The following is a 21,341-nucleotide window of genomic DNA, read 5'->3' as shown; positions in this document are numbered from 1 at the left end:
TGACAACGAATGCGAGGGTTTGTCTACACGCTGAGCCGCTTTGCATAAGCAGAGCGGCTCTTTTTTATTCATCATGATTCCTTTTTACACCGACTACTTGATCCTTTGAGATCGTTCCAAAATGCCGGCTGTCAAAGCTATGTATTCGATTATCTCCGATCACGAAGTAATGATTGTTTTGTATGTTCTGACGACCGGTGATGGCTTTCAGCTGAAAATCACCTGTTAGGACGTTGCCCATTTTATGTTTTTTCTGCTCTTTTAAATACGGTTCTTTCCATTTCACACCATCAACAAACAGTTGATCATCTTCATATTTGATTGTTTCTCCTGGAAGCCCAATGACCCGTTTGATCAAGATTTGATTTTTAGGGCCATGAAATAATACATAGTCAAACCGGCTAATTTTCGTGAGTTTTGGCGAGAACTTGTTAATTAATAATTCTGTTCCATCTGTAAATGTCGGGTCCATACTAACCCCTTCTACTTTGTACGTGACAAACATGAAATTCTTTACTTGGAACAACAAGACGATGCATGTAATAATCATGAACCATAGCAATGGCTTCTTTTTCATTAAGAGCCTCCTTTGTCCTCACGCTGACTCATCCGAATATTCAACCTATTTTCTACTCTCTTTCCAACATACCATAATAAAGCAATGACTAGAACCGCAAAAACACTTCTTAACGGATTCTTTACTAAAGCTGAAATGTCATAGCCGATAAAACTAATAATAAAGAGCATGACACACTTCCCTGATAAAGCAGCTAATGAGAACTGCCAGACGCTGATTCTTGATAGACCTGCTACGACATTAACGGCAGCAGAAGGTGTAAAAGGAAAGCAGAGTAAAATAAATAACGGACCAAATCCCCGCTTTTCAACCCAAAGCATTAGCTTTTGAATAGAAGGGTGTCTGCTAATAAAGTTCAGCATCCTCATCTGTCCAAATTTTCTGATCAGTAAAAAGACAAGGATAGACCCTGCACTTGCACCAATCCAGGTCAATAAAAAGCCTTCCCATAGCCCAAAAGCATTTGCATTGGCCACCGCAAATGCCACGAGAGGTAAAAACGGTAGAAATGCTTCTATTAAAGGGAGTAATATAGCCACAATGGGTCCAAAAGCCTTGTAGCTTTCAAAAAATGATGTGATATTTTCATGAGTAAATATAGAAAGAAATAATGGCAACTTGTTTGACTCCTTCAAGGTTTGTCTATCTTTCATTTTACATGGAAAACATAAAAATATACAAATGAATCCCTCTCAGCCCCCCTTGAGATTTTTTAACTCCTCCGATATAATAAATAAGAACAAATGTTCTATAAATAAAGAAAGCAGGCATGGACATGACGAGATTATCAAGCGTACAGCTTCAGATGATGGAACAGGCCATCTTTCTTCCAATGGTCATCTCCATCCTCAATCGTGATTTGACGTACCTTAAAAAACATCAAACATTCAAACTAAATGAACCATATATTCAGCTAGTCACCTCTTCATTAAAAGAAGCACAAAAAGCCCTTTATCAACTGAAACAACAGTTACGTAAAGAAAAAATGAACGTACAGCAAATTGAACACGATGAAGGATTTACGACATATTTATTTCTGATAAATGGCTATGAAGAAAAGCATAAATATTTTAATCCCCGTATACGTCATCGTGTAGAGGAAATGCTCACCCATTATTTCCTCCATTCAGGAAAATAATATGGTTATATTTTACATTTATAGAAGGAACTCTTCAGTTTTTGGCGAATTGATTGTTATACCAAAAATTAGGAGGTTCCAACTCATGTTCAAAAAAATAACAGCACTCACCTTAGCAGCAGGATTACTTGTGCCAAGCACAGTGTCAGCATTAGAACCACTGCAGACAGGAAAACAAGCCCCAGCAGCATCTGCACAAATAACAAGTGTAGCCTATACAACGGTTTCTATCGTTGGAAAACGAGTGAAGTTTGAAGTGAAAGCACTCGAAAATCCTTTCAACATGAATTACTATAATCGAATTGCTTGGACGAGTACGGACGAAGAGCCAAGTGTATTCAATGACAATATTCTATCGGTCATTGTCGCAAAAAAAACCGGACAGACTTATCAAGTCTTTTCATACGAAGCGCTCATTTCGGTAAAGGACAAGATTGAATCAGGTCAAAAGGTGTATGGCTGGGCGCTTGCTTTAAATGGTGTGTGGTACCCAACGATGCCTGCAACCCTCTATTATTAAAAAAAGCCTGCCACAGTGGCAGGCTCCAGATTGTTGACAAAGGGCTAAAATGAACTTTATTTTAGCCCTTTGTCTTCTTTTCAGCGTGATAGAAAACCTTTGCAGTCTAGGAAGGACGAGTACTGGCGCGGAGCGAATGTGGCATTCGTGAGCACCAGCACGCAGGACTGACAAAGAATGCGAGGGTTTGTCTACACGCTGAAGCCTGCCACAGCGGCAGGCTCTTTCTCCATTATGATAATTCGAGCTGTTTTCTCAGCTCTTGTCTCACTTCTTCTAATCCTGGTCCATCTAACTCAAAGTAATACACATTCCCAGGCTGGTAATCGTGCCCTTTTAACTGAATGGTATCCACTGATTTTAATGAACTCAGTAAAGGGAATAGACCGATCAACTGCTTCATGGATAAATTGGTGGAGACGTTATCCCCAAGTGTATCAATGATGTTGTCATAAGACGGTATGGAAGAAATGGATTTGGATTTTTCAAAGATGGCTTGAAGTGCTTCCATTTGGCGCTTTCCGCGCATGAGATCACTATCTGCCTTTCTCGTTCTCACAAACGCTAATGCTTCTTCACCACTGAGCGTATGCGTGCCTGTTTCCACATGAACTTTTCCTTTTGAATCCTTTTCCATTTGTTTTGCAATGCCTTCATCTTCAATCGTTACGTCAATTCCATTTAGCTCATCGACAATGTCTTGAAACGCCTTAAAGTTTCCTGCAATCACATAGTCTACCGGGATGTTTAACAAATTCTCTACCGTTTTGACTGATAAATCTGCACTCCCAAACGCATGGGCGTGAGCAATTTTATCATATCCTCTCCCCGGTATATCAACATAAGAATCACGAGGAATACTTAGGAGCTTGATCGTTTTGTCTGTTCGATTCACCGTCGCCAGTAAGACCGCATCACTTCTTGCTTCGTCTACCGTTTCACCTGGACGGCTGTCAATCCCTAAGAGCAGCACCGAAAAGCTATCCTTTCCTGGATCAAAAGCTTTCACACGCTTTTGCGAGGTCTCTCCTCTTTCTAAAGATACTTGCGCTTTATTCGACGCTTTTGAAATTTTATAGTATGCGTATCCTGTGACAGATACTGCCATGATCATGACAAATGCCATGATAAACAGCACGACTTTCACCCAAGGTCTTAGCCTTCTTTTTGATCTTGTTTTCTCCTTCATCCTTTCCGAACCCTCACTCTATCTTAGTCTCACAATATAGGTTCCACTATAACATATTTTGATGAAAGTTTCCTGCATGCAACATATTTTTATGTATCCACAATAAAAAAGCTGCTCAAAATAAGCAGCTTTTCATCCATTACTTTTGTTCAATTCCTTTTTTCACTTCATCAATCATCGCATTTAATGATTCAAGGCCGCCGCCTGCTAAATACCACATGTCAGAGTTTAAATACACCACATGATTGTTTTTAACCGCTTTGACTGATTTCACATAATCATTTTCAACAAGCTGTTTTGCAGACGTTTCTTCTCCAATCGCCGCGCCTCGATCCACGACAAATAAGTAATCTGGGTTCGTTTTGACCATATACTCATACGAAATGCTTTGTCCATGTTTATCAGATGGCTCTAGCTTTTGATCTGCTGGTGTGATCCCAAATACATCATGGATCAGACCATATCTTGACTTAGGACCAAATGCCGTCATTTTGCTGTCGTTCGCCATGATGACGAGTCCATTTTTCTTTAACTCTTTTGCTTGTTTCTTTAATGCAGCCACTTTTTGGTCAATGGCAGACAGTTCTTTTTTGACTTTGTCTTCCTTATCAAAAATCTTTCCTAATGTTTCAGCATTCTTTTTAAATGATTCCATATAGTTTGCATTATCTACATCCATATAAATCGTCGGAGCAATTTTAGAAAATTCATCAAATGCATCTGCTTGACGGTGCTGAATAATGATCAAGTCAGGCTTCATCTCTGCAATTTTCTCAAAGTTTGGCTCTTTTAACCCGCCGACATTCTCATATTTGTCACTTTCATATTTAGATAAATAGTGAGGAATCACTTGTTTTGGTAAGGCTGTCACGTTGACACCAAGCTTATCAAGTGTATCGAGACTTCCCATATCAAAGACGACGACTTTTTTCGGGTTTTTCTTGATCTTCACACCGTCTTTATTCAACATATCCTTTACTGTTACGGTTTCCTCATTCGTTCCCGCTGTTTCTCCTTGGTTACCACAGGCAGCAAGGACAGCAATCGCTGTTAATACTGTTATCATCCAAATCCATTTTTTCATGATTGATCACCTCTTCATTTTTTCAAGAAAAATATAAGCAAATACGCTCACCACGAATGACTTCGATCGGTATGCGCATGTCATAAATGTGTTCAAGTGCTTCTGTTTGAATCACTTCATCAACGCTTCCTTCTTTGATCACCTGACCCTCTTTTAAGGCGACGATGTGATCTGAATAGACAGATGCAAAGTTAATATCATGGAGAACAACAACAATCGTTTTTCCAAGATCTTTCACGAGCTGCTGAAACAGCTTCATCATTTCAACTGAATGGTTCATATCTAAATTATTTAAAGGCTCATCTAAGAAAATATAATCCGTATCCTGAGCTAGCACCATGGCAATAAAGGCTCTCTGCCTTTGTCCGCCGCTTAGTTCATCTAAATATTGATGCTGGATTTCGACGAGTCTCATGTATTGAAGCGACACATCTATCATGTTCTCATCTTCTTTTGTCAAGCGGCCTTGAGAGTAAGGAAAGCGGCCAAAGCTGACAAGCTCACGAACGGTCAAACGCACACTCATGTGGTTCGACTGCTTCAAGATGCTCATTTTTTTCGCAAGCTCCTGAGGAAAGTACGCACGATAAGGTTTGTCCTCTAAATAAGCTTCCCCAGTATCAGGTTGAATCAGGCGGCTCATGATGGACAAAAGCGTACTTTTGCCTGCGCCATTTGGACCAATGAGAGAGGTCAGCTGTCCTTTTTTTACACTGACAGTTGTTTCGTGAAGCACTGTTTTTCCGTTATATGTCTTACTGACTCCCTTCATCACGACCATGAACGACTCTCCTTTAAAAGTAGATAAATAAAATACAGTCCGCCGACTAAATCAATCAGCACACTAAGCGGTGTTTGAAACGTAAATACCTTTTCCACAAGAAATTCCCCGCCTACAAGCGCAATGACACTAATGAAAAACGAGCCTAATAGCAAGTACGTGTGCCGATATGTACGAAACAGCTCTCTTGCCACATTTACAACGAGTAAGCCAAGAAACGTAATCGGGCCGACGAGGGCCGTCGCAATCGAAACAAGGACGGCAATGACGATCAGCATCTTTTTTGTGATCCTGTCATAGTCAATCCCGAGATTCACAGCCTGTTCCTTTCCTAATGACATGACATCTAATTTCGCGCGGAAGGTCCATATATAAAGACAAAGTGCCGCAAATAAAAGAGAAGCGAAGAGTAAAATATCTGTGTTCATGTGATTAAAACTGGCAAAAGACTTGTCCTGTACGACTTGGTATTCATTCGGGTCAATGAGCATTTCCATAAAGGAAGAAAGACTTTTGAACAATGTTCCAAACACAATCCCGACAAGCAGGAGTAAGAAAATATGCTTGTTTTTGCGCTTGAACATGACTGTATAGAGCAGCACAGAAAAAAGAATCATTAATCCAACGCAGAGAAAGAAATTCAGGTTCTTATTCGCGATCATCATATTGGTCGATCCAAAAAGATAAATAATCGCCGTTTGCAAAAACAAGTAAAGCGCGTCTAACCCTAAAATGCTTGGCGTTAAGATTCGGTTATTGGTCAATGTTTGAAACACAACAGAAGAAAAGGCAATCGCGCCTCCTGTCAAAGTCATGGAAAGCACCTTTTTTAAACGGCTCGGCACTGTGTACTCCCAGTACCCCATTTGAAAGGTGACGAAGATGACAACGAATACGGCTGCAATGGCTGCAATGAGAAATAATGTTCGTTTCTTATGCATAGCGCTTCCTCCTTAATAACATGTACAGGAAGATCGCACTTCCAATGATGCCAACCATAAGCCCGACAGATATTTCATATGGATAAATGATCACCCGTCCGAGTACATCACATATGAGCACAAAAATGGCCCCTAATAAAGCCGTATGCGGCAGGCTCTTTTTCAAGTGATCCCCTCGGTAGATCGATACAATATTCGGAATGATTAAGCCGAGGAATGGCAGCATGCCAACAGTCAAAATCGTTACAGACGTAATCATCGAAACAATCACCAAACCAACTGCCATGACACGTTTATACGTTAAACCTAAATTGACGGCAAAGCTCTCACCCATACCAGCCACTGTAAAGCGGTCAGCATATAAATACGCGATGATCAATAGAGGAACACTCACATAGAGCAGTTCATAACGCCCCTGAACAATAAGAGAAAAATCCCCTTGCAGCCATGCGGATACGTTTTGGATCAAATCATATTTATAGGCTATAAACGTGGAAATTGAACTAACAATTCCGCCAAACATTAAGCCGACTAACGGTACGTAGATCGTATCGTTCACCTTAATATGGCGTAAAATTTTTAAGAATAATAGATTGCCAGCTAACGTAAATAAAAACGCAATCGCCATTTTCATCAGCGGGCTTGCCTGTGTAAAAACAAGCATAGCGGTTAAAATACCCAGCTTGGCCCAATCCATTGTTCCTGCAGTCGTTGGAGAGACAAATTTATTTCTCGTCATGCTTTGCATAATAAAACCGCATAAGCTCAGGCTCATGCCAGCAAGCACAATACTCATCAGCCGCGGGATGCGACTTGAAAATAAGGTGTTCATTTGTTCATCTGATAGATGAAACAACTGTAAAAGAGACAGGTCCTGTACTCCGACAAACAGCGACGCACATGCCAAACACACAAACAACAAAATTAATTGGTACAACTTCATACAGGGTTCACACTTTCTATCAAGCTCTCTGCCACAAATGATTATCATTATCAATTAAGCGACAGTTCATATATTATCATATTTAGTGAAATATTCAATAGTAGAATGAGAGAGGGTGAAAACCGCATAAAAAAACAGCTTTAGGGATCAGCTGCTTTTTTACGCTTCAATATTCAATTGAAACTGCCCTTGCAGTTCCTCTTCAGCCTCTTGAAATAACTGCCGCAAATTCTCTGCATAATCACCAAGCTCGTCTTTGCTTGCTTGATAATGAATCCACGTGAGCTCTAAAGGCAAGCTCACTTCTCCTGTTAAACAGTCCCAAAGGGCATCAAGATTTTTGCCGTAATGATCAGGAAGTTGTAACACTGTTTTTAGTTGATCATGAAGCTCCTCTTGTGATCTGCACATCGCACCATTTAGCTGTACTTTTTTCATTTCCCTCCCCCTCTTCTGTCTTTATTTTAAACGAATTGGAGAGGAAAGAGAAAGAATCCATTTCACTTTTGCCTCTCTCTGAAACTTAAACTAAACAAGATCAGACAGGCAGACAACACGAGCGTGAAAAAGAGCGTTAACACTGTCTGAGTACCGTACATATCAGCAAAGAGACCAACGAACACACTTGGTATGCCAAGACCTAGATACGCAAACAAGTAATATCCAGCAACGGCTCTAGCCGCTTCCTTCTTCCCTTTCTCAACAATCAGCTGGAGACCTCCTAAGTAAGTAAATCCATAGCAAGCTGTGCCCGCTAAAAGAGTTCCAGCAAGGACAAGGAATATGGACCCGCTATTAGCACCGAATAACAGCAGGCCATATCCACACGGAAGACAAATAAAACCGATACGAAGCGCTGCACTGCTATTCATCTTTCGGACAAAAGGCTGCATCAGAACACCTGCCATATTAATAAAAAACAGCGCTGGGCCTACCCACAATTCATAGCCATTTAATTTAAGCTGTGCTGGCAAAATCGAAATGACAAGACCGCACACAGACCATGCGATAGCAATGGCTATGTTCGCAGGCATTGTCCCTTTTGGAAACCTCGGCATGTTCATTAGCGGTTTACTTGCCTCCCCTTGTACAGGCGGCACCAAAAAGAATACAGCAACAATCGTCAACATAATCAAGACCAACACAATCCAATAGCTAAGAGGCGTCAGTGACACTTGCTCAAAAGAAAGAATCGCTGTAAAAAGAGCACCTCCCCCAAATCCAATTGAACTGCATAATGCGATAAACGTTGGGATCCAGCCCGATTTCTCTGGATATAAAGCAATCAAGTAGGCAGTACATGTGCCAACACTTAACCCAAGTCCCACTCCTTGCAGCAGCCGGGCGACAAAGAGCATTTGTATGGTCGGATGCACGATCATGAGCAGGGTGGCACATAATGAAAAGCAAAGAGCGATCAATAAAATCGGTTTTCGTCCTGCCCGGTCAGACATGCCGCCAAGTAACAGTAATACTGGAATCAGTCCGAAAACATACGCAGCAAACACAAGGGCTGTTGACGCCTTTCCGTATCCTGCCTGCTCTGCATATTCCGTATAAAGAGGGACTTGCAGGTTCACTGCTGTTGTAATCATAAAAAGGCTAAATAAAACGAACACAAACGGAATCATAGATAGCTGTGCTGTTTCTTCTTTTGATGCAGGAATCATGGGACTCTCTCCTCTGTGCAAATGATATGAACCAGTGTACACATCATTTGGATTTCTTCCTACATCCAAAAACGAAGCTATTGACCAGTCCATAATTCCATGTCATCATCAATGATGACATGACAAGGGAAAGAAGGTGCACTGTGTACATTCATTTAGACCGTTCCAGCTCTACCCCGCTCTGGCAGCAAATCGTCAATGGCATCATTCAAAAAATTCATACAAACACACTGAATCCTGAGGATCAGTTGACTCCGTCAAGAGTATTAGCACAAGAGCTCAACGTATCTCGATCCACCGTACAGCTTGCCTATGATGAACTGCTGGCAAGAGGCTATGTCAGCACCTCTAGAAGAGGCGGAACAAAGGTCATTTCAAGTGATCACAATGCTGCTTCTCCCCCACATCAAAACGAACCGCCTTTTGCACTTCCGACAAGACCTCACTTTGACGAGGCTGAAAAACAAATGGATCACTGGCTCTCGGCCAATCAATTTCATGACACACTTGAGATTGATTTCCGCCATCAAGAACCAGCCATCGACGACCATTTTCAAAACATATGGAAACGCTCGCTTCTAAAAGCATTACAGCGCTTAAATATGAAAGATTGGGGCTATTCTTCTCCGCACGGATTATGGGAAGTACGTTCAGAAATTCGCCAATACTTATCGGTTGAACGCGGCATTGATATAGAAGAAGACCAAATGGTGTTAACAGGAGGCACACAGCAAGCCATTGACTTGATTTCACAAGTCATGCTCAAAAAAGGAGATACAGTCGCTGTTGAAGATCCTGGTTTTCCTGGAGCAAGGTTGTCCTTTTTACATCGCGAAATGACTATTTACCCCGCACCAGTCGATGAAGAAGGAATGATGGTGAATACATTGCCAGAACGTACAAAGCTGATCGCTGTAACGCCCTCTCATCAGCGGCCAACCGGTGTCTGTATGAGCGTCAATAGAAGACGGGAGCTGTTGCAGTTTGCTGCGAAGGCTCAATCTTACATATTAGAAGATGATTTTGATGGGGATTATCGTTATCATGGCGGACCGCTTCCTTCTTTATTTTCAGAAGCACCCGATCATGTGATCTATATTGTCAGTTTTTCCAAGGTACTTGCTCCAGGCATCCGCCTTGCTGCCATCATCGGCTCCAAAGCAGTCATTAAAGAAATCGCTGCACTGCAATCACTTATTCAAAGACAGCTGCCGATCATGGAGCAAATCACTCTTGCCTCTTTTTTCAGAGAAGGAGAGTTTACGCGATATGTCAGGCGGATGAGACAGGTGTATAAAAAACGGCAGGCAGCGATGATGGATGCTCTTTTGACACATCACTTTGACAAACACTTCCGTTTATATGGAACCGATACAGGCCTTCACGTCTTTTTGGAAGGAACATCAGACTTTGATGAACAAGGCACGATTGAGGCCGCAAAAGCGGCAGGTGTCGGCATTTATCCATTAAGCCCCTATTGTTATGAAAGCAAAAGGAAAGGGTTGCTGCTTGGTTTTGCCTGTACGGATGAAGCCATGATTCAAGAAGGTGTACGCCGATTAAAGCAAACACTGCACATCTAAAAAAGCCTGGAAGTCTCCTTTCCAGGCTTTTCATTGTGATTGCTGAACGTTTCCCACTTCTTCAATGAAAGAGGCTGTCTCTTGCAATCCATCTTGAAAATGTTGAGTAGCTGACATAAACAGCTTTTCTTGATCAGGACGCTTTAACAGCTGCTCTACCTTGCTAATTCCTTTTTCAAATGAAGCAAGACCTGTCTTTAATTGTTTGTCTGCCTTTTGATACACAGCTGGCACTTCTTGATGAGTAAGCCCTTTTTGAATGACACGGTCGAATGCTTTCGTCGCTTTTGTCAATTTTTCATTTACTTGAATTTTTCCATGTCCATCCGAAATAAATTGATCGGTCATGTTTTCATATGCTTCATTTAACTCATCCATATAACGCTGAACCCATTGTTCATACGCAGCTTCTTTTGTGTTTTGTTTTGAAGGCGGCTGACCTGCTTGATTGCAGGCCGTGAGTAGTGTCACTGTCACGGTAAATAGCAGCATCAAATGCCATCGTTTTTTCATACAGGGCCCCCATTTCTCTTTCCCATTTGTTCATATCGGTCAAATATGATCAACTTTTACCTCATACGAACACCTTGTAAGAAATGACTTATTTTTATTGTAACAGACCGCATGTATCACTTCTGTGATTTATGCGGAAATGAATGAAAATCCTTCTAATGGTTCACATTTCCCTGCCATTTCATGATGATACAGTCAATAGACGACGAGAAAGGCACATTTGGTTTCAATCTATTTCATTTTCGCCATTTTTTCTCAAATAAAAAAGACCCCTTTCGGCGCCTTTTCCTTAGATGTATGGATTTCAAATGATGATCTTTCTTAGAATGGAAGCTGCCTTATATTCTGCTATGCATGCGGCAACACCCTCTATGATCCTACCCATTTATTGCAGCTTTCCTTTACAAGCAATCTCCAGCTCTTCTACCACCTTGCCATCTTGAATGAGATATGCTTTTTCATGAAGATTCACAGCAGGACAGATGTGATTCGGAATCATTTGCACCTTCTCACCGATCTGTACACTTTGACGAAAGCCTTCATGATAGATAATGGCATGCTCATCAAATACGCTTGAAACAAATACATCATCATATTCTTTCACTTTGCCTAAGCCCTCTGTTTTGGTCAGCCCTTTTGTACGCGTTTGTGCCGTCAGCCCCTTGGCCCCTACATCTGTAATCACCCGGCGCTCTGTCGGTTTACTAATGACCGTCGTCAGCACAGATGCTGCACAATGTGAATATGTGCCGATTACATTGGACTGGGAAGCATCCATCAAAATGTATGTGCCTGGCCGTATTTCAGTGACTCCTTTTGGAATATCAAATTGAAATAAAAATGGCGGTGTTGATCCAATACTGACGACCTCTAGCGGCATACCAGCTTCTTCTGCAATCTGCGCAAAACGGAGTGTTCGATTTACAGCCTCCTCGTATAATGTCCGGCAATGTGCTTTACTTTCCGCTTGATACGTATGACCATCATGAGAAAAAATCCCCTTTAAATGAACGGCATCACTTGTTTGAATCGCCTCTAATATGTGGCAGAAATCACGTTCTTCAATGACACCAGACCTTCCCTCTCCAACCTCTATCTCAATTAAAACCTCCGCTTTTTTCTCTGATTCACAAAAGACTTGCTCAATCTGCTTCACATGCTCAACACAATCTACACCGAATGAAATCTGTATCGACTCTGCCAGTTTACGAATCCGCTTGAGTTTAATCTCACCTACAATTTGATTGGCGATAAAAATATCCTTTAGCCCATGGGCTGCCATTACTTCAGCCTCTCCTACTTTCGCTACCGTAATGCCAGATGCACCTTTCTCTTCCTGCAGCTTGGCAAGTGCAGGCGTTTTATGAGTTTTCGTATGAGGGCGCAATTTGACATGCTGACGGTCTGCGTATTGTTGCATCGCCGCTACATTCTCCATCAACACCCGTTTATCAATGAGTAGTGCCGGCGTATCCAGTTCTTCATACATCATCCCCATGACCCCTTTCATTATATAAAAAATTATACGATATATATAAATTATATATTTTTTTATACGATAATCAATGGTTTTTTCTGCAAAAAAGTGATGGCGATGAGTAAGCAGTCCAGCGGCTGTCTGCCGCTGATCTCTCACTAATAACGATTGCGAAGTTCTCTTAAGATAAAATCATACACAAGGTTGAGCTGCTGTTCTTTTGGATACAGCATAAATTCTTGTTTCTTAGGAAGACCTCCATCAAGTCGATCTTGAAATTTCGTTCGGAGATACGCTGTTCGGTGTACCTGACTCTCAAATGACTTATATGAGACATCTAGTTTGACCGATTGCTCATTTGTAAAAGTAACAACCGTGTCTCCGAGGGATGATTCCTGAAAGATATGAATGTATTTGTGGGAGATCCATCCGCATTGAGGGCGGTTGGATGAATAGGTTGGGAAGAAATACAGATGATTGGATGAGTCAATCACGATGGGAGGCTTGTGGGAAATACCTGTTACTTCATATGTTCCCGCTTTTCTGCCTGCATAGCTTGAGCCAAAGAACCTGCAACTGCGTTCTATAATTTGCAGCGGCTTTAATTCAACGTAAAAGCTTGTCTCTCTTTCGATCACTTTTGAATATACTCGTTTTCCTTCTTCAACCGGAAGGACCGCCATTGTTGTTTGATTAATGACGTATGAATCTAATGGTGTTTCACTAATTCCTGACACTTCATTTCCTCCTGTGTTAATTTTTGGTTATTTTAGATACTATTAATCTATCACCAACGTATAAGAAACGACAGGATTTTTTCAATATTTATTTAAAATTATCTTTTTATCATGTTATTTAGTACATTCGATCTATCTAAAAGCCATTTTTAAAGATATATCGCATCTTGTCGACTGGACAAGGGGTGTCGATATGACTCAAAAATAAATTGTCTAAAAATTATAAATTCTTGTTGATTTTTTCTCCGCCAATCCATATACTATAAAAAAGGCATCGGGGGGATTCTTTATGAAAGAGAAAAAAACGTATGCTGAGCTCATGAAGTCCCGCAACACCCAAAAAACCGAAGAAAACGGCGTGACGATTTTAGACATCTATATTCAAATGGTTTTAGATGAGGCGCTTTATAAACAGCGCTTAACCTTCCTTAGAGAAGAGATTGATAAGGCACTGGATCAGCGTGATGAAAAGCGATTCAACGACCTGTCAGCTCAATATGCAGAACACTGCTTACATTAATTATGATGATTTTACTTGCGGCAGAGAGACAGAAACTTGTCTCTTTACCGCAAGTTTTTTGTTTTTATCCATTTAATATGGTTCCGCCATTCACATGAATCATTTGTCCATTCATATAAGAAGAGTCTTCGCTCGCTAAAAATAAATAACTTGGCGCTAACTCTACTGGCTCACCAGGCCGCTCCATTGGGACATCTCCACCAAATTCAGACACTTCCTTTTCCGTAAATGTGGATGGAATCAGTGGTGTCCAAATCGGTCCAGGCGCTACCCCATTTACCCGAATCCCTTGTTTGATAAGAGATAGAGATAATGACCTTGTAAACGTTACAACCGCCCCTTTTGTCGATGAATAATCAATTAAGGTTTCATGACCTTTATAAGCAGTGACCGATGCTGTATTAATAATACTGCTTCCTTTCTTTAAATGAGGGAGCACCGCTTTTGTTAAATAGAACATGGCAAATATATTCGTTTGAAATGTCCGAAGAAGCTGGTGAGAGGTAATCTGTTCAATGCTTTTTTGCGGATGCTGTTCACCTGCATTGTTGACCAAAATATCAATCGAACCGAAAGCATCTTTTGTTTGTTTGACGACCTCGTGTGAAAAAGCTTCATCCCCTAGGTCACCTGATATTAAAATGACGCGACCTCCCATCTTTTCAATATAGTCCTTCGTTTCTTCCGCATCACGATGTTCATTCAAATAAACAATCGCTACATTGGCTCCTTCTTTGGCAAATAAGACAGATACTGCTCTTCCAATCCCGCTGTCTCCACCTGTGACAATCGCCGTTTTCCCTGTCAGCTTTTTGCCTTGCACCTCTCGATCAAAGATAGGTCTAGGGTTCATTTTATATTCAAGTCCTGGACGTTCGTTCTGATGCTGAGGCGGTAACGTTTTCTTTGGCTGCTTTGTTGACACGTCAGTCCACTCCTTCCTTTTTATCTCGTTTATTTTTATGTGTTGCTCATTTTTTTATGTATTTCGCTCTTGTTTTCACTAAAATGTATGATTTTCAGCATCGTGGAAAAATTATACACAATAAGTGACTGGAGGCGACAACATGGAACAAGAACATAAAGGATCGGAACAAGCAAAGTCGTTATGGCTAGCTGATAGTGAGAAGCCCTCTTTTCCTACTGTCAGCGAAGATCTTACAGCAGATGTCATCATTGTCGGTGCCGGTATTACCGGTATCGCTACTGCATTTGAAATGACAGAACGCGGACTGGATGTCATCATCATAGATGCTGATCAAGTATTGCAAGGAACCACTGGACATACGACAGCGAAAATTACCTCCCAGCATGATGTGTACTATCATGAGCTGATTCAGCATATTGGTATGCCGAAAGCCCGTTTATATGTAGAAGCAAATGAAAAAGCAAAGGAGCTCATCCAAGCACGTGTGAAAGAGTATGACATTGATTGTCAGCTTGAGGTAAAAGATGCTTACCTTTATACAACAGAAGAAAACGGCGTCAAAAAGTTAAAGAAGGAATTAGATGCGTACAAACAGCTCGGTATCGATCGCGAATGGAAAACAGCGCTCCCGTTTGATGCTGGCATCAAGGCAGCCCTCGCCATGACGCAGCAGGCACAATTTCATCCTCTTCATTATCTTCATGCACTGATCGATCAACTCATTGACCGAGGCGTGCGCATATTTGAACAGACATCGGCAGTCGATGTAAAAGAAGGAAAACACCCTGCTGTCATCACAAAAAGTGGCCATCATCTGATGGGGCGCTCTATCATTTCATGCTCACACTTTCCTTTTTACGATGGCAAAGGACTGTATTTCACGCGAATCCATCCTGAGCAATCTTATGTCGTCGCAGCCAAAACAAAAAAACCGCTTCCAGACGGCATGTACTTAGGAATTGATCAGCCTGTCCATTCATTAAGAACAGCGAAATTCCATGGAGAAGATGTCGTGCTCATCGGTGGACAAGGCCATAAAACCGGACAAGGCGGAGATGAATCCGCACACTATGAAGCACTAGAAAAGTTTGGTGAAGCCACCCTTGGTATAACGGAAGTCCTTTACCGTTGGTCCACGCATGATATGATCACAATGGATCAAATCCCTTACATTGGCCGCCTGACATCACATCATTCGAATATTTTTGTGGCAACAGGCTTTAGAAAATGGGGCATGACCACAAGCCACGTAGCAGCGACACTGATCGGAGATTTGATCGAAGGAAAATCGAATCCTTACGAATCCATCTTTACTCCATCAAGACTCGTGTCAGACGCATTCGTAAAAGACTTTATCAAAGAAAACACCAATGTTGCAGCGAAGCTGATCAGCGGTAAATTAAAGCGAGCTGATCAAACAATTGATGATTTAAAACCGGGTGAAGGCGGGATTGTGTCTTATGAGCATAAAAAATGTGGCGCATTTAAGTCAGAGGACGGCGATATCTTTCTTGTCGATACAACCTGTACTCATTTAGGCTGTGAAGTCGCGTGGAATAATAGTGACCGCACGTGGGACTGTCCTTGTCACGGGTCTCGTTTCTCCATTACGGGAGAAGTAGTAGAAGGTCCGGCTAAAAAACCACTAAAAAGGTCATATAAAGAACAGTAAAATTTCACTGTTTTCCCTTTAAAAAAACCAAAATTATCCGATAAAAAACATAAAGTCTGATATTTTTGATAATCATGGGGGGACAAACACATTGTTATTTAAAAAAGAGAGTAAAAAGAAAAACACTGCTTTTTTCACACAGCAGGATGATGGGATAAAACGAATCAATTTTCCGGAGAATACGGACATTGCCAAACAAATTAAAATGATTGATTTGACGCAGCAAGACCTTTTTATCTTGAAACAGCTGAATCCAATCGTTCAAGATGAAATTGAACATATCGTCGATAAATTTTATAAAAACCTAGAAGTCGAGTCTTCCTTGATGCACATCATTCAAGATAACAGCTCAGTCGAGCGTCTAAAGAAAACACTACGCATTCATATTAGTGAAATGTTTGCCGGTGTGATTGACGAATCTTATGTGGCCAAAAGAATTAAAATTGCACAAGTTCATTTAAGAATTGGACTTCAACCTAAATGGTATATGGCAGCCTTCCAAGACCTATTGCTATCCATTATGGATTTATTTGCCCAGCATATCCAAGATTTCAAAGAATATCAGACGGCAGTGAAAGCGACGACGAAAATTTTAAATCTAGAGCAGCAGCTTGTCCTAGATACGTTCCAAAATGAATACTCTAAAGTTCGTGATGAAGCAGAACTACAGCAAAAAGAGCTTCATACAAAAATTACAGAAACATCTAATTCACTTGCTTCTCTCTTCTCAAACACAACAAATGCAGTGGACAAACTTGTATCAAAATCTGATGAGATGGCGGATATGTCACAGGCTGGCACAAAGATTTCAGCACAAGTTGAAGAGAAATCAATTGGCGGTAAAAAAGAGTTAGAAATTCAGCAGACGCAAATGAACCAAATTGACGGCAGTATGACAAAGATTGAAACAGAAATTAAACGCTTAGAAGAAATTGCGAAACAAATTGAACAAATTTTTGGGATCGTCACAGGTATTGCGGAGCAAACGAATTTACTCTCTTTAAACGCTTCAATCGAATCAGCTCGAGCAGGTGAACATGGCAAAGGCTTTGCTGTCGTTGCAAATGAGGTTCGCAAATTATCAGAGGATACAAAGAAAACGGTTTCAACTGTATCTGAGCTCGTCAACAACACAAATTCACAAATCGCCATTGTGTCACAGCATATTGCTGATGTGAATTTACTTGTGACAGACAGTAAAGAAAAAATGACCCAAATCAACTCGCTATTCGATGATATCGTCAGCAGCATGAACTTAAGCAAAAACCAAAACGGAAAAATTGAAATAGATTTGCAAACATTCCTAAACGAATTGAAAGAAGTCAAACAAACTGTGTCCCAAGTGGCAAGTTCGGTCGAATCCTTAACGAGTCTGACAAATCACTGATCCAGTCATTCTTCTTCTGTTTTAGTATAATAGAAGAAAAGATAGAAAAGGCGGGATTTGATTGACAGCAATTTGCCTAGTCAGACACGGTGAAACCGATTGGAATGCAGCGAAACGAATTCAAGGACGAACAGATATCCCTTTAAATGACACTGGTAAATGGCAAGCGGAACAAACCGGTCTTTACTTAAAAGATGCCCACTGGGATGTTGTCATTTCCAGTCAGCTATCAAGGGCAAAAGAAACAGCTCATTTGATTTTACAGCATGTACATGCACCGCTCGTGATCATGGACGATTTTATTGAACGTGACTATGGCGACGCTGAAGGCATGTCATTTGAGGAACGTCAGAAACTGTTTCCAAATAAACAGTATCCAAATATGGAACCACTATCGGCACTTCAAGATCGAATGCTAGAAGGTATCGAAAAAGTGAGAGCAACCTACCCAGATCAACGGGTACTAATCGTAGCACACGGTGCTGCCATCCATGCCTTACTCACCTCACTAGCTGACGAACATATGGGTATTAAGGATACAAGGCTTGAGAATGCCTGCTTAAATTATGTGGAATGGACAGATGGTGAATGGAAGGTGAACGATTACAACGTGGTCAGCCATTTAACACAATCTGCCCCTTCTTAAAGAACCTGTTTTCATAGCAGGTTCTTTTTCATGTCAAAAACAATGATAAAATAATATTTTTTTATATCGAAATTCGAAATAGATGATAGCCTTTTCTACCTATTTTATGGCATTTCGGGTATCGAATGTTTATCCTCAAATGGATCATGAGAAAAAAAGCACGATTCCTTTTTAATAGGAAACCGTTGGAAATATAGAATAAACATATTTTACCATCATTTCCAAGCGACTTAATTCCCTATTTTTCGCTAGGACTTCCACAAAAATTCGGGCCTACTCTTATTTGCCTATCTCTATTAAACTGAAAATACAGAATAATCAAACGGATCATTCTAATAGACTACGGATGATTATTCTGAAATAAGAAAAAGGGATGTGGAATGTGCGTGAAAAAGAAAAATGTGATGACAAGTGTTTTATTGGCTGTCCCTCTTCTGTTTTCAGCAGGGTTTGGAGGCTCGATGGCAAATGCCGAGACTGCCTCAAAGTCAGAAAGCGAAAAAAGCTATATCGTTGGCTTTAAAGCTTCTGCCACCACAAACAGCTCTAAGAAACAAGCAGTGACACAAAATGGTGGGAAATTAGAAAAACAATACCGCCTCATTAATGCTGCACAAGTGAAGATGTCTGAACAAGCCGCAAAAAAACTTGAACACGACCCTAGCATTGCTTATGTAGAAGAAGACCACAAAGCAGAAGCATATGCCCAAACCGTCCCTTATGGTATCCCTCAAATCAAAGCTCCAGCCGTACACGCTCAAGGTTATAAAGGTGCTAACGTCAAAGTAGCTGTCCTTGATACTGGAATCCACGCCGCACACCCTGACTTAAATGTTGCAGGCGGTGCTAGCTTCGTCCCTTCAGAGCCAAATGCCACACAAGACTTTCAATCACACGGAACTCACGTAGCCGGAACCATTGCTGCCCTTGATAACACGATTGGTGTTCTTGGGGTTGCGCCAAGCGCCTCCTTGTATGCCGTTAAAGTGTTAGATCGAAACGGAGATGGACAATACAGCTGGATTATCAGCGGTATTGAATGGGCTGTTGCCAATAACATGGATGTCATCAATATGAGCTTAGGCGGACCAAACGGCTCCACAGCGCTTAAAAATGCTGTAGACACAGCGAATAACCGCGGAGTAGTTGTCGTTGCCGCAGCAGGGAATTCAGGTTCAATTGGCTCTACTAGCACCGTAGGCTATCCTGCAAAATACGACTCTACAATTGCTGTTGCCAACGTGAACAGCAACAATGTCAGAAACTCGTCTTCTAGCGCAGGTCCTGAATTAGATGTTTCTGCACCTGGTACATCGATTTTAAGTACAGTACCAAGCAGTGGATATACGTCTTATACGGGAACATCAATGGCATCTCCTCATGTAGCAGGAGCAGCAGCGCTTATCCTTTCTAAGTATCCGAATCTATCAACGTCTCAGGTTCGTCAGCGCTTAGAAAATACGGCAACACCGCTTGGTAATTCGTTCTATTATGGAAAAGGATTAATTAACGTTCAAGCGGCTTCTAACTAAAATAAGTGTGACAAAAAAATCCGGCGAACTGAGCCGGATTTTTTATTTATTGCTTTTTCGATGTTTCCTCTTTTTTTGCGGCTTTTTCCATATCGATGATTCTCTCCATCATCGTCGGGTGTCCATAGCGGAATATTTTCACTAAAAGTGGCGGATTGACTTGGGAAAGCCCTGATTTTGCAAGCTTTTGAAATGACGTCACCCCCGCCTCTCCATCTTTCGTCAAGTTCACGGCGTATTCATCAGCTGCACGTTCTTGATGCCTTGACACAGCATTTGTAAAAGGAGAAGCAACAAATGACAGCATAGACACAATGATCAACAGAAGCGGCAGAGCAGCAACGTCATGTGGTGCCTTCAGACGAAATGAAGAAGCGCCTTTTTGGTAAAGGGAAAAATAAAAACGGTCAATGGCAAAAAATCCAACCAGAGACAGCACTAAATATCCTGCTAAACCGATATACACATGCTTCATCACGTAATGTCCCATCTCATGCGCCATGATAAATAAGATTTCACGGTCTTTCAGCTTTTGAAGTGTCGTATCCCACAAAACAATACGCTTATTTTCACCAATTCCTGTGACGTAAGCATTCATCGTGTTTGTTTTCTCTGACATGTTGACTTCATATACATGATCTGCTGGAATGTGTGCTTTCTCTGCAAGAGTTAATATCTTTTTCTCAAGCGCTTGATCCTTCAATGGGTAAAAATCATTGTAGAGTGGATCAATAACGACCGGCTGTATAAAGAAGAGAAACAGTGTAACTGGAACGGTTAAACACCAAGCATACAGCCACCAATATTTCCTTTTCTTTTGAATGAGCCAAAAGAACACAATTGCGCATAGAACAAGCAGTGGATATTGAATCCAAAAATCAAGCGTTTGGTCTTTTAGCCAACTTGCCGTGCTTTGTGCTGAAACACCGTAGTACAAGGACAACTGGTAGCTCACCCACTTGACCGGCAATGTGATCAGCATCGTCAAAAATGACAGCACAAACACATACACAAGTTTGCTCAAAAGGTCAAAACGAGCTGCTACCAAGCTCCAATCTGCTAATTTCCTTGAAAACCCTGAAATGAGCAAAAGGAAAAAGACATACCAATCTAAAGGAATTGTCATAAAGTACAACAGGTTACGAATGTTCGAGTAATTTCCACTGATCAAAAGCTCATGGCTTGTCATAAATGTATGCGGGTCTGCACTTGTCCCTTTCACACTGTCAGGGACAGATGAATCCCCCATTAGAAATAAGTAAGAATAAATAAAAAGACCGTACAATATGTATGCTACCGTTGCAAGAGCTACCCATTTGCGTACTCGCACTGGTCAGCCTCCTTTCCATTTCTCTCTCTATTGTAATCACGCACGTTTTTGTTTAGAACCTGTCTCATGTGGCTCCATCATAGCATGCCCTATCTGAAAAAGCTTGAGTGAAAAAAATGATTATGCTGTTCAAAAATCGGAGAAACTAACTATAAAAAAGTGAGTTGGAGGTT

The 21,341-nt window shown here is 41.2% G+C and carries 22 protein-coding genes; 8 read left to right on the top strand and 14 right to left on the bottom strand.

What is annotated here, in order from left to right:
- Positions 1–64: 64 nt before the first annotated feature.
- Together lepB and NST73_RS05300 are read right to left on the bottom strand one after the other, a co-directional pair.
- Positions 65–577 carry a signal peptidase I gene (gene lepB / locus NST73_RS05305; protein ID WP_007499139.1) on the bottom strand — a complete coding sequence of 171 codons (513 nt, stop codon included), beginning with the start codon at positions 575–577 and terminating at the stop codon, positions 65–67.
- Positions 577–1,194 (bottom strand): TVP38/TMEM64 family protein, encoded by a 618-nt coding sequence (locus NST73_RS05300; RefSeq protein ID WP_017366969.1) that lies wholly within the window; start codon positions 1,192–1,194, stop codon positions 577–579. Before NST73_RS05300 ends, lepB begins: the two co-directional genes overlap by 1 nt.
- Positions 1,195–1,352: 158 nt before the next feature.
- On the opposite strand from NST73_RS05300, the gene NST73_RS05295 reads away from it, so the two are divergent.
- Positions 1,353–1,715 (top strand): hypothetical protein, encoded by a 363-nt coding sequence (locus NST73_RS05295; RefSeq protein WP_017360224.1) that lies wholly within the window; start codon positions 1,353–1,355, stop codon positions 1,713–1,715.
- 85 nt (positions 1,716–1,800) lie between these two features.
- Positions 1,801–2,235, top strand: coding sequence for an enoyl-CoA hydratase (locus NST73_RS05290; protein ID WP_268416794.1), 435 nt, complete (start codon positions 1,801–1,803; stop codon positions 2,233–2,235).
- A 232-nt stretch (positions 2,236–2,467) separates the two neighbouring features.
- Here the strand turns inward: NST73_RS05290 and NST73_RS05285 are convergent, their stop codons facing one another.
- From NST73_RS05285 to NST73_RS05255, 7 genes are all read right to left on the bottom strand, one after another.
- Entirely contained in the window at positions 2,468–3,424 is a 957-nt protein-coding gene (locus tag NST73_RS05285; protein ID WP_007499147.1) for an LCP family protein, read from the bottom strand.
- Positions 3,425–3,563: 139 nt separating this feature from the next.
- Positions 3,564–4,508, bottom strand: a complete 945-nt coding sequence (locus tag NST73_RS05280; RefSeq protein WP_342467928.1) for a siderophore ABC transporter substrate-binding protein — start codon at positions 4,506–4,508, stop codon at positions 3,564–3,566.
- Positions 4,509–4,530: 22 nt separating this feature from the next.
- Positions 4,531–5,289 carry an ATP-binding cassette domain-containing protein gene (locus NST73_RS05275; RefSeq protein ID WP_342473978.1) on the bottom strand — a complete coding sequence of 253 codons (759 nt, stop codon included), beginning with the start codon at positions 5,287–5,289 and terminating at the stop codon, positions 4,531–4,533.
- Positions 5,280–6,230, bottom strand: coding sequence for an iron chelate uptake ABC transporter family permease subunit (locus tag NST73_RS05270; protein ID WP_342467927.1), 951 nt, complete (start codon positions 6,228–6,230; stop codon positions 5,280–5,282). Before NST73_RS05270 ends, NST73_RS05275 begins: the two co-directional genes overlap by 10 nt.
- The gene (locus NST73_RS05265; RefSeq protein ID WP_268416792.1) at positions 6,223–7,173 is read right to left on the bottom strand and encodes an ABC transporter permease; all 951 of its coding nucleotides are present in this window, start codon (positions 7,171–7,173) and stop codon (positions 6,223–6,225) included. The genes NST73_RS05270 and NST73_RS05265 overlap by 8 nt, the downstream gene beginning before the upstream one ends.
- A gap of 159 nt (positions 7,174–7,332) precedes the next feature.
- Positions 7,333–7,611: a barstar family protein gene (locus NST73_RS05260; protein ID WP_041507495.1), complete on the bottom strand. Its 279-nt coding sequence runs from the start codon at positions 7,609–7,611 to the stop codon at positions 7,333–7,335.
- 62 nt (positions 7,612–7,673) lie between these two features.
- Entirely contained in the window at positions 7,674–8,843 is a 1,170-nt protein-coding gene (locus NST73_RS05255) for an MFS transporter (RefSeq protein WP_342467925.1), read from the bottom strand.
- Positions 8,844–8,986: 143 nt separating this feature from the next.
- On the opposite strand from NST73_RS05255, the gene NST73_RS05250 reads away from it, so the two are divergent.
- Positions 8,987–10,426, top strand: a complete 1,440-nt coding sequence (locus NST73_RS05250; protein ID WP_342467924.1) for a PLP-dependent aminotransferase family protein — start codon at positions 8,987–8,989, stop codon at positions 10,424–10,426.
- Positions 10,427–10,456: 30 nt separating this feature from the next.
- Here the strand turns inward: NST73_RS05250 and NST73_RS05245 are convergent, their stop codons facing one another.
- The 3 genes from NST73_RS05245 to NST73_RS05235 all read right to left on the bottom strand — a co-directional run bounded on the left by NST73_RS05245 (position 10,457) and on the right by NST73_RS05235 (position 13,153).
- Complete coding sequence (locus NST73_RS05245) at positions 10,457–10,939, bottom strand: hypothetical protein (RefSeq protein WP_008348662.1); 483 nt, start codon at positions 10,937–10,939, stop codon at positions 10,457–10,459.
- A 385-nt stretch (positions 10,940–11,324) separates the two neighbouring features.
- Positions 11,325–12,431: a D-TA family PLP-dependent enzyme gene (locus NST73_RS05240; protein WP_342473977.1), complete on the bottom strand. Its 1,107-nt coding sequence runs from the start codon at positions 12,429–12,431 to the stop codon at positions 11,325–11,327.
- 143 nt (positions 12,432–12,574) lie between these two features.
- A complete protein-coding gene (locus NST73_RS05235; protein WP_017366958.1) occupies positions 12,575–13,153 on the bottom strand; it encodes a competence protein ComK in 579 nt (192 codons plus the stop codon).
- 289 nt (positions 13,154–13,442) lie between these two features.
- Here NST73_RS05235 and NST73_RS05230 point away from each other — a divergent pair, with 289 nt between their 5' ends.
- Positions 13,443–13,673, top strand: a complete 231-nt coding sequence (locus tag NST73_RS05230) for an IDEAL domain-containing protein (protein ID WP_003210924.1) — start codon at positions 13,443–13,445, stop codon at positions 13,671–13,673.
- 64 nt (positions 13,674–13,737) lie between these two features.
- Here the strand turns inward: NST73_RS05230 and NST73_RS05225 are convergent, their stop codons facing one another.
- Complete coding sequence (locus tag NST73_RS05225; protein ID WP_017360297.1) at positions 13,738–14,598, bottom strand: SDR family oxidoreductase; 861 nt, start codon at positions 14,596–14,598, stop codon at positions 13,738–13,740.
- Between the two features lie 142 nt (positions 14,599–14,740).
- Here NST73_RS05225 and NST73_RS05220 point away from each other — a divergent pair, with 142 nt between their 5' ends.
- The 4 genes from NST73_RS05220 to NST73_RS05205 all read left to right on the top strand — a co-directional run bounded on the left by NST73_RS05220 (position 14,741) and on the right by NST73_RS05205 (position 19,838).
- The gene (locus NST73_RS05220) at positions 14,741–16,273 is read left to right on the top strand and encodes an FAD-dependent oxidoreductase (RefSeq protein WP_342499429.1); all 1,533 of its coding nucleotides are present in this window, start codon (positions 14,741–14,743) and stop codon (positions 16,271–16,273) included.
- A gap of 91 nt (positions 16,274–16,364) precedes the next feature.
- Positions 16,365–17,660, top strand: coding sequence for a globin-coupled sensor protein (locus NST73_RS05215; RefSeq protein WP_007497200.1), 1,296 nt, complete (start codon positions 16,365–16,367; stop codon positions 17,658–17,660).
- 61 nt (positions 17,661–17,721) lie between these two features.
- Complete coding sequence (locus NST73_RS05210) at positions 17,722–18,306, top strand: histidine phosphatase family protein (protein ID WP_342499428.1); 585 nt, start codon at positions 17,722–17,724, stop codon at positions 18,304–18,306.
- Positions 18,307–18,692: 386 nt separating this feature from the next.
- Positions 18,693–19,838 (top strand): S8 family peptidase, encoded by a 1,146-nt coding sequence (locus tag NST73_RS05205; RefSeq protein WP_045034875.1) that lies wholly within the window; start codon positions 18,693–18,695, stop codon positions 19,836–19,838.
- A 46-nt stretch (positions 19,839–19,884) separates the two neighbouring features.
- On the opposite strand, the gene NST73_RS05200 is transcribed toward NST73_RS05205, so the two are convergent.
- Positions 19,885–21,168: a M48 family metallopeptidase gene (locus NST73_RS05200; protein WP_144666918.1), complete on the bottom strand. Its 1,284-nt coding sequence runs from the start codon at positions 21,166–21,168 to the stop codon at positions 19,885–19,887.
- Between the last annotated feature and the right edge of the window lie 173 nt (positions 21,169–21,341).

This window comes from Bacillus sp. FSL W7-1034 (genome assembly GCF_038593365.1).
Classification (GTDB): domain Bacteria; phylum Bacillota; class Bacilli; order Bacillales; family Bacillaceae; genus Bacillus; species Bacillus altitudinis.
This window is presented reverse-complemented; position numbering and strand designations above follow the sequence as displayed.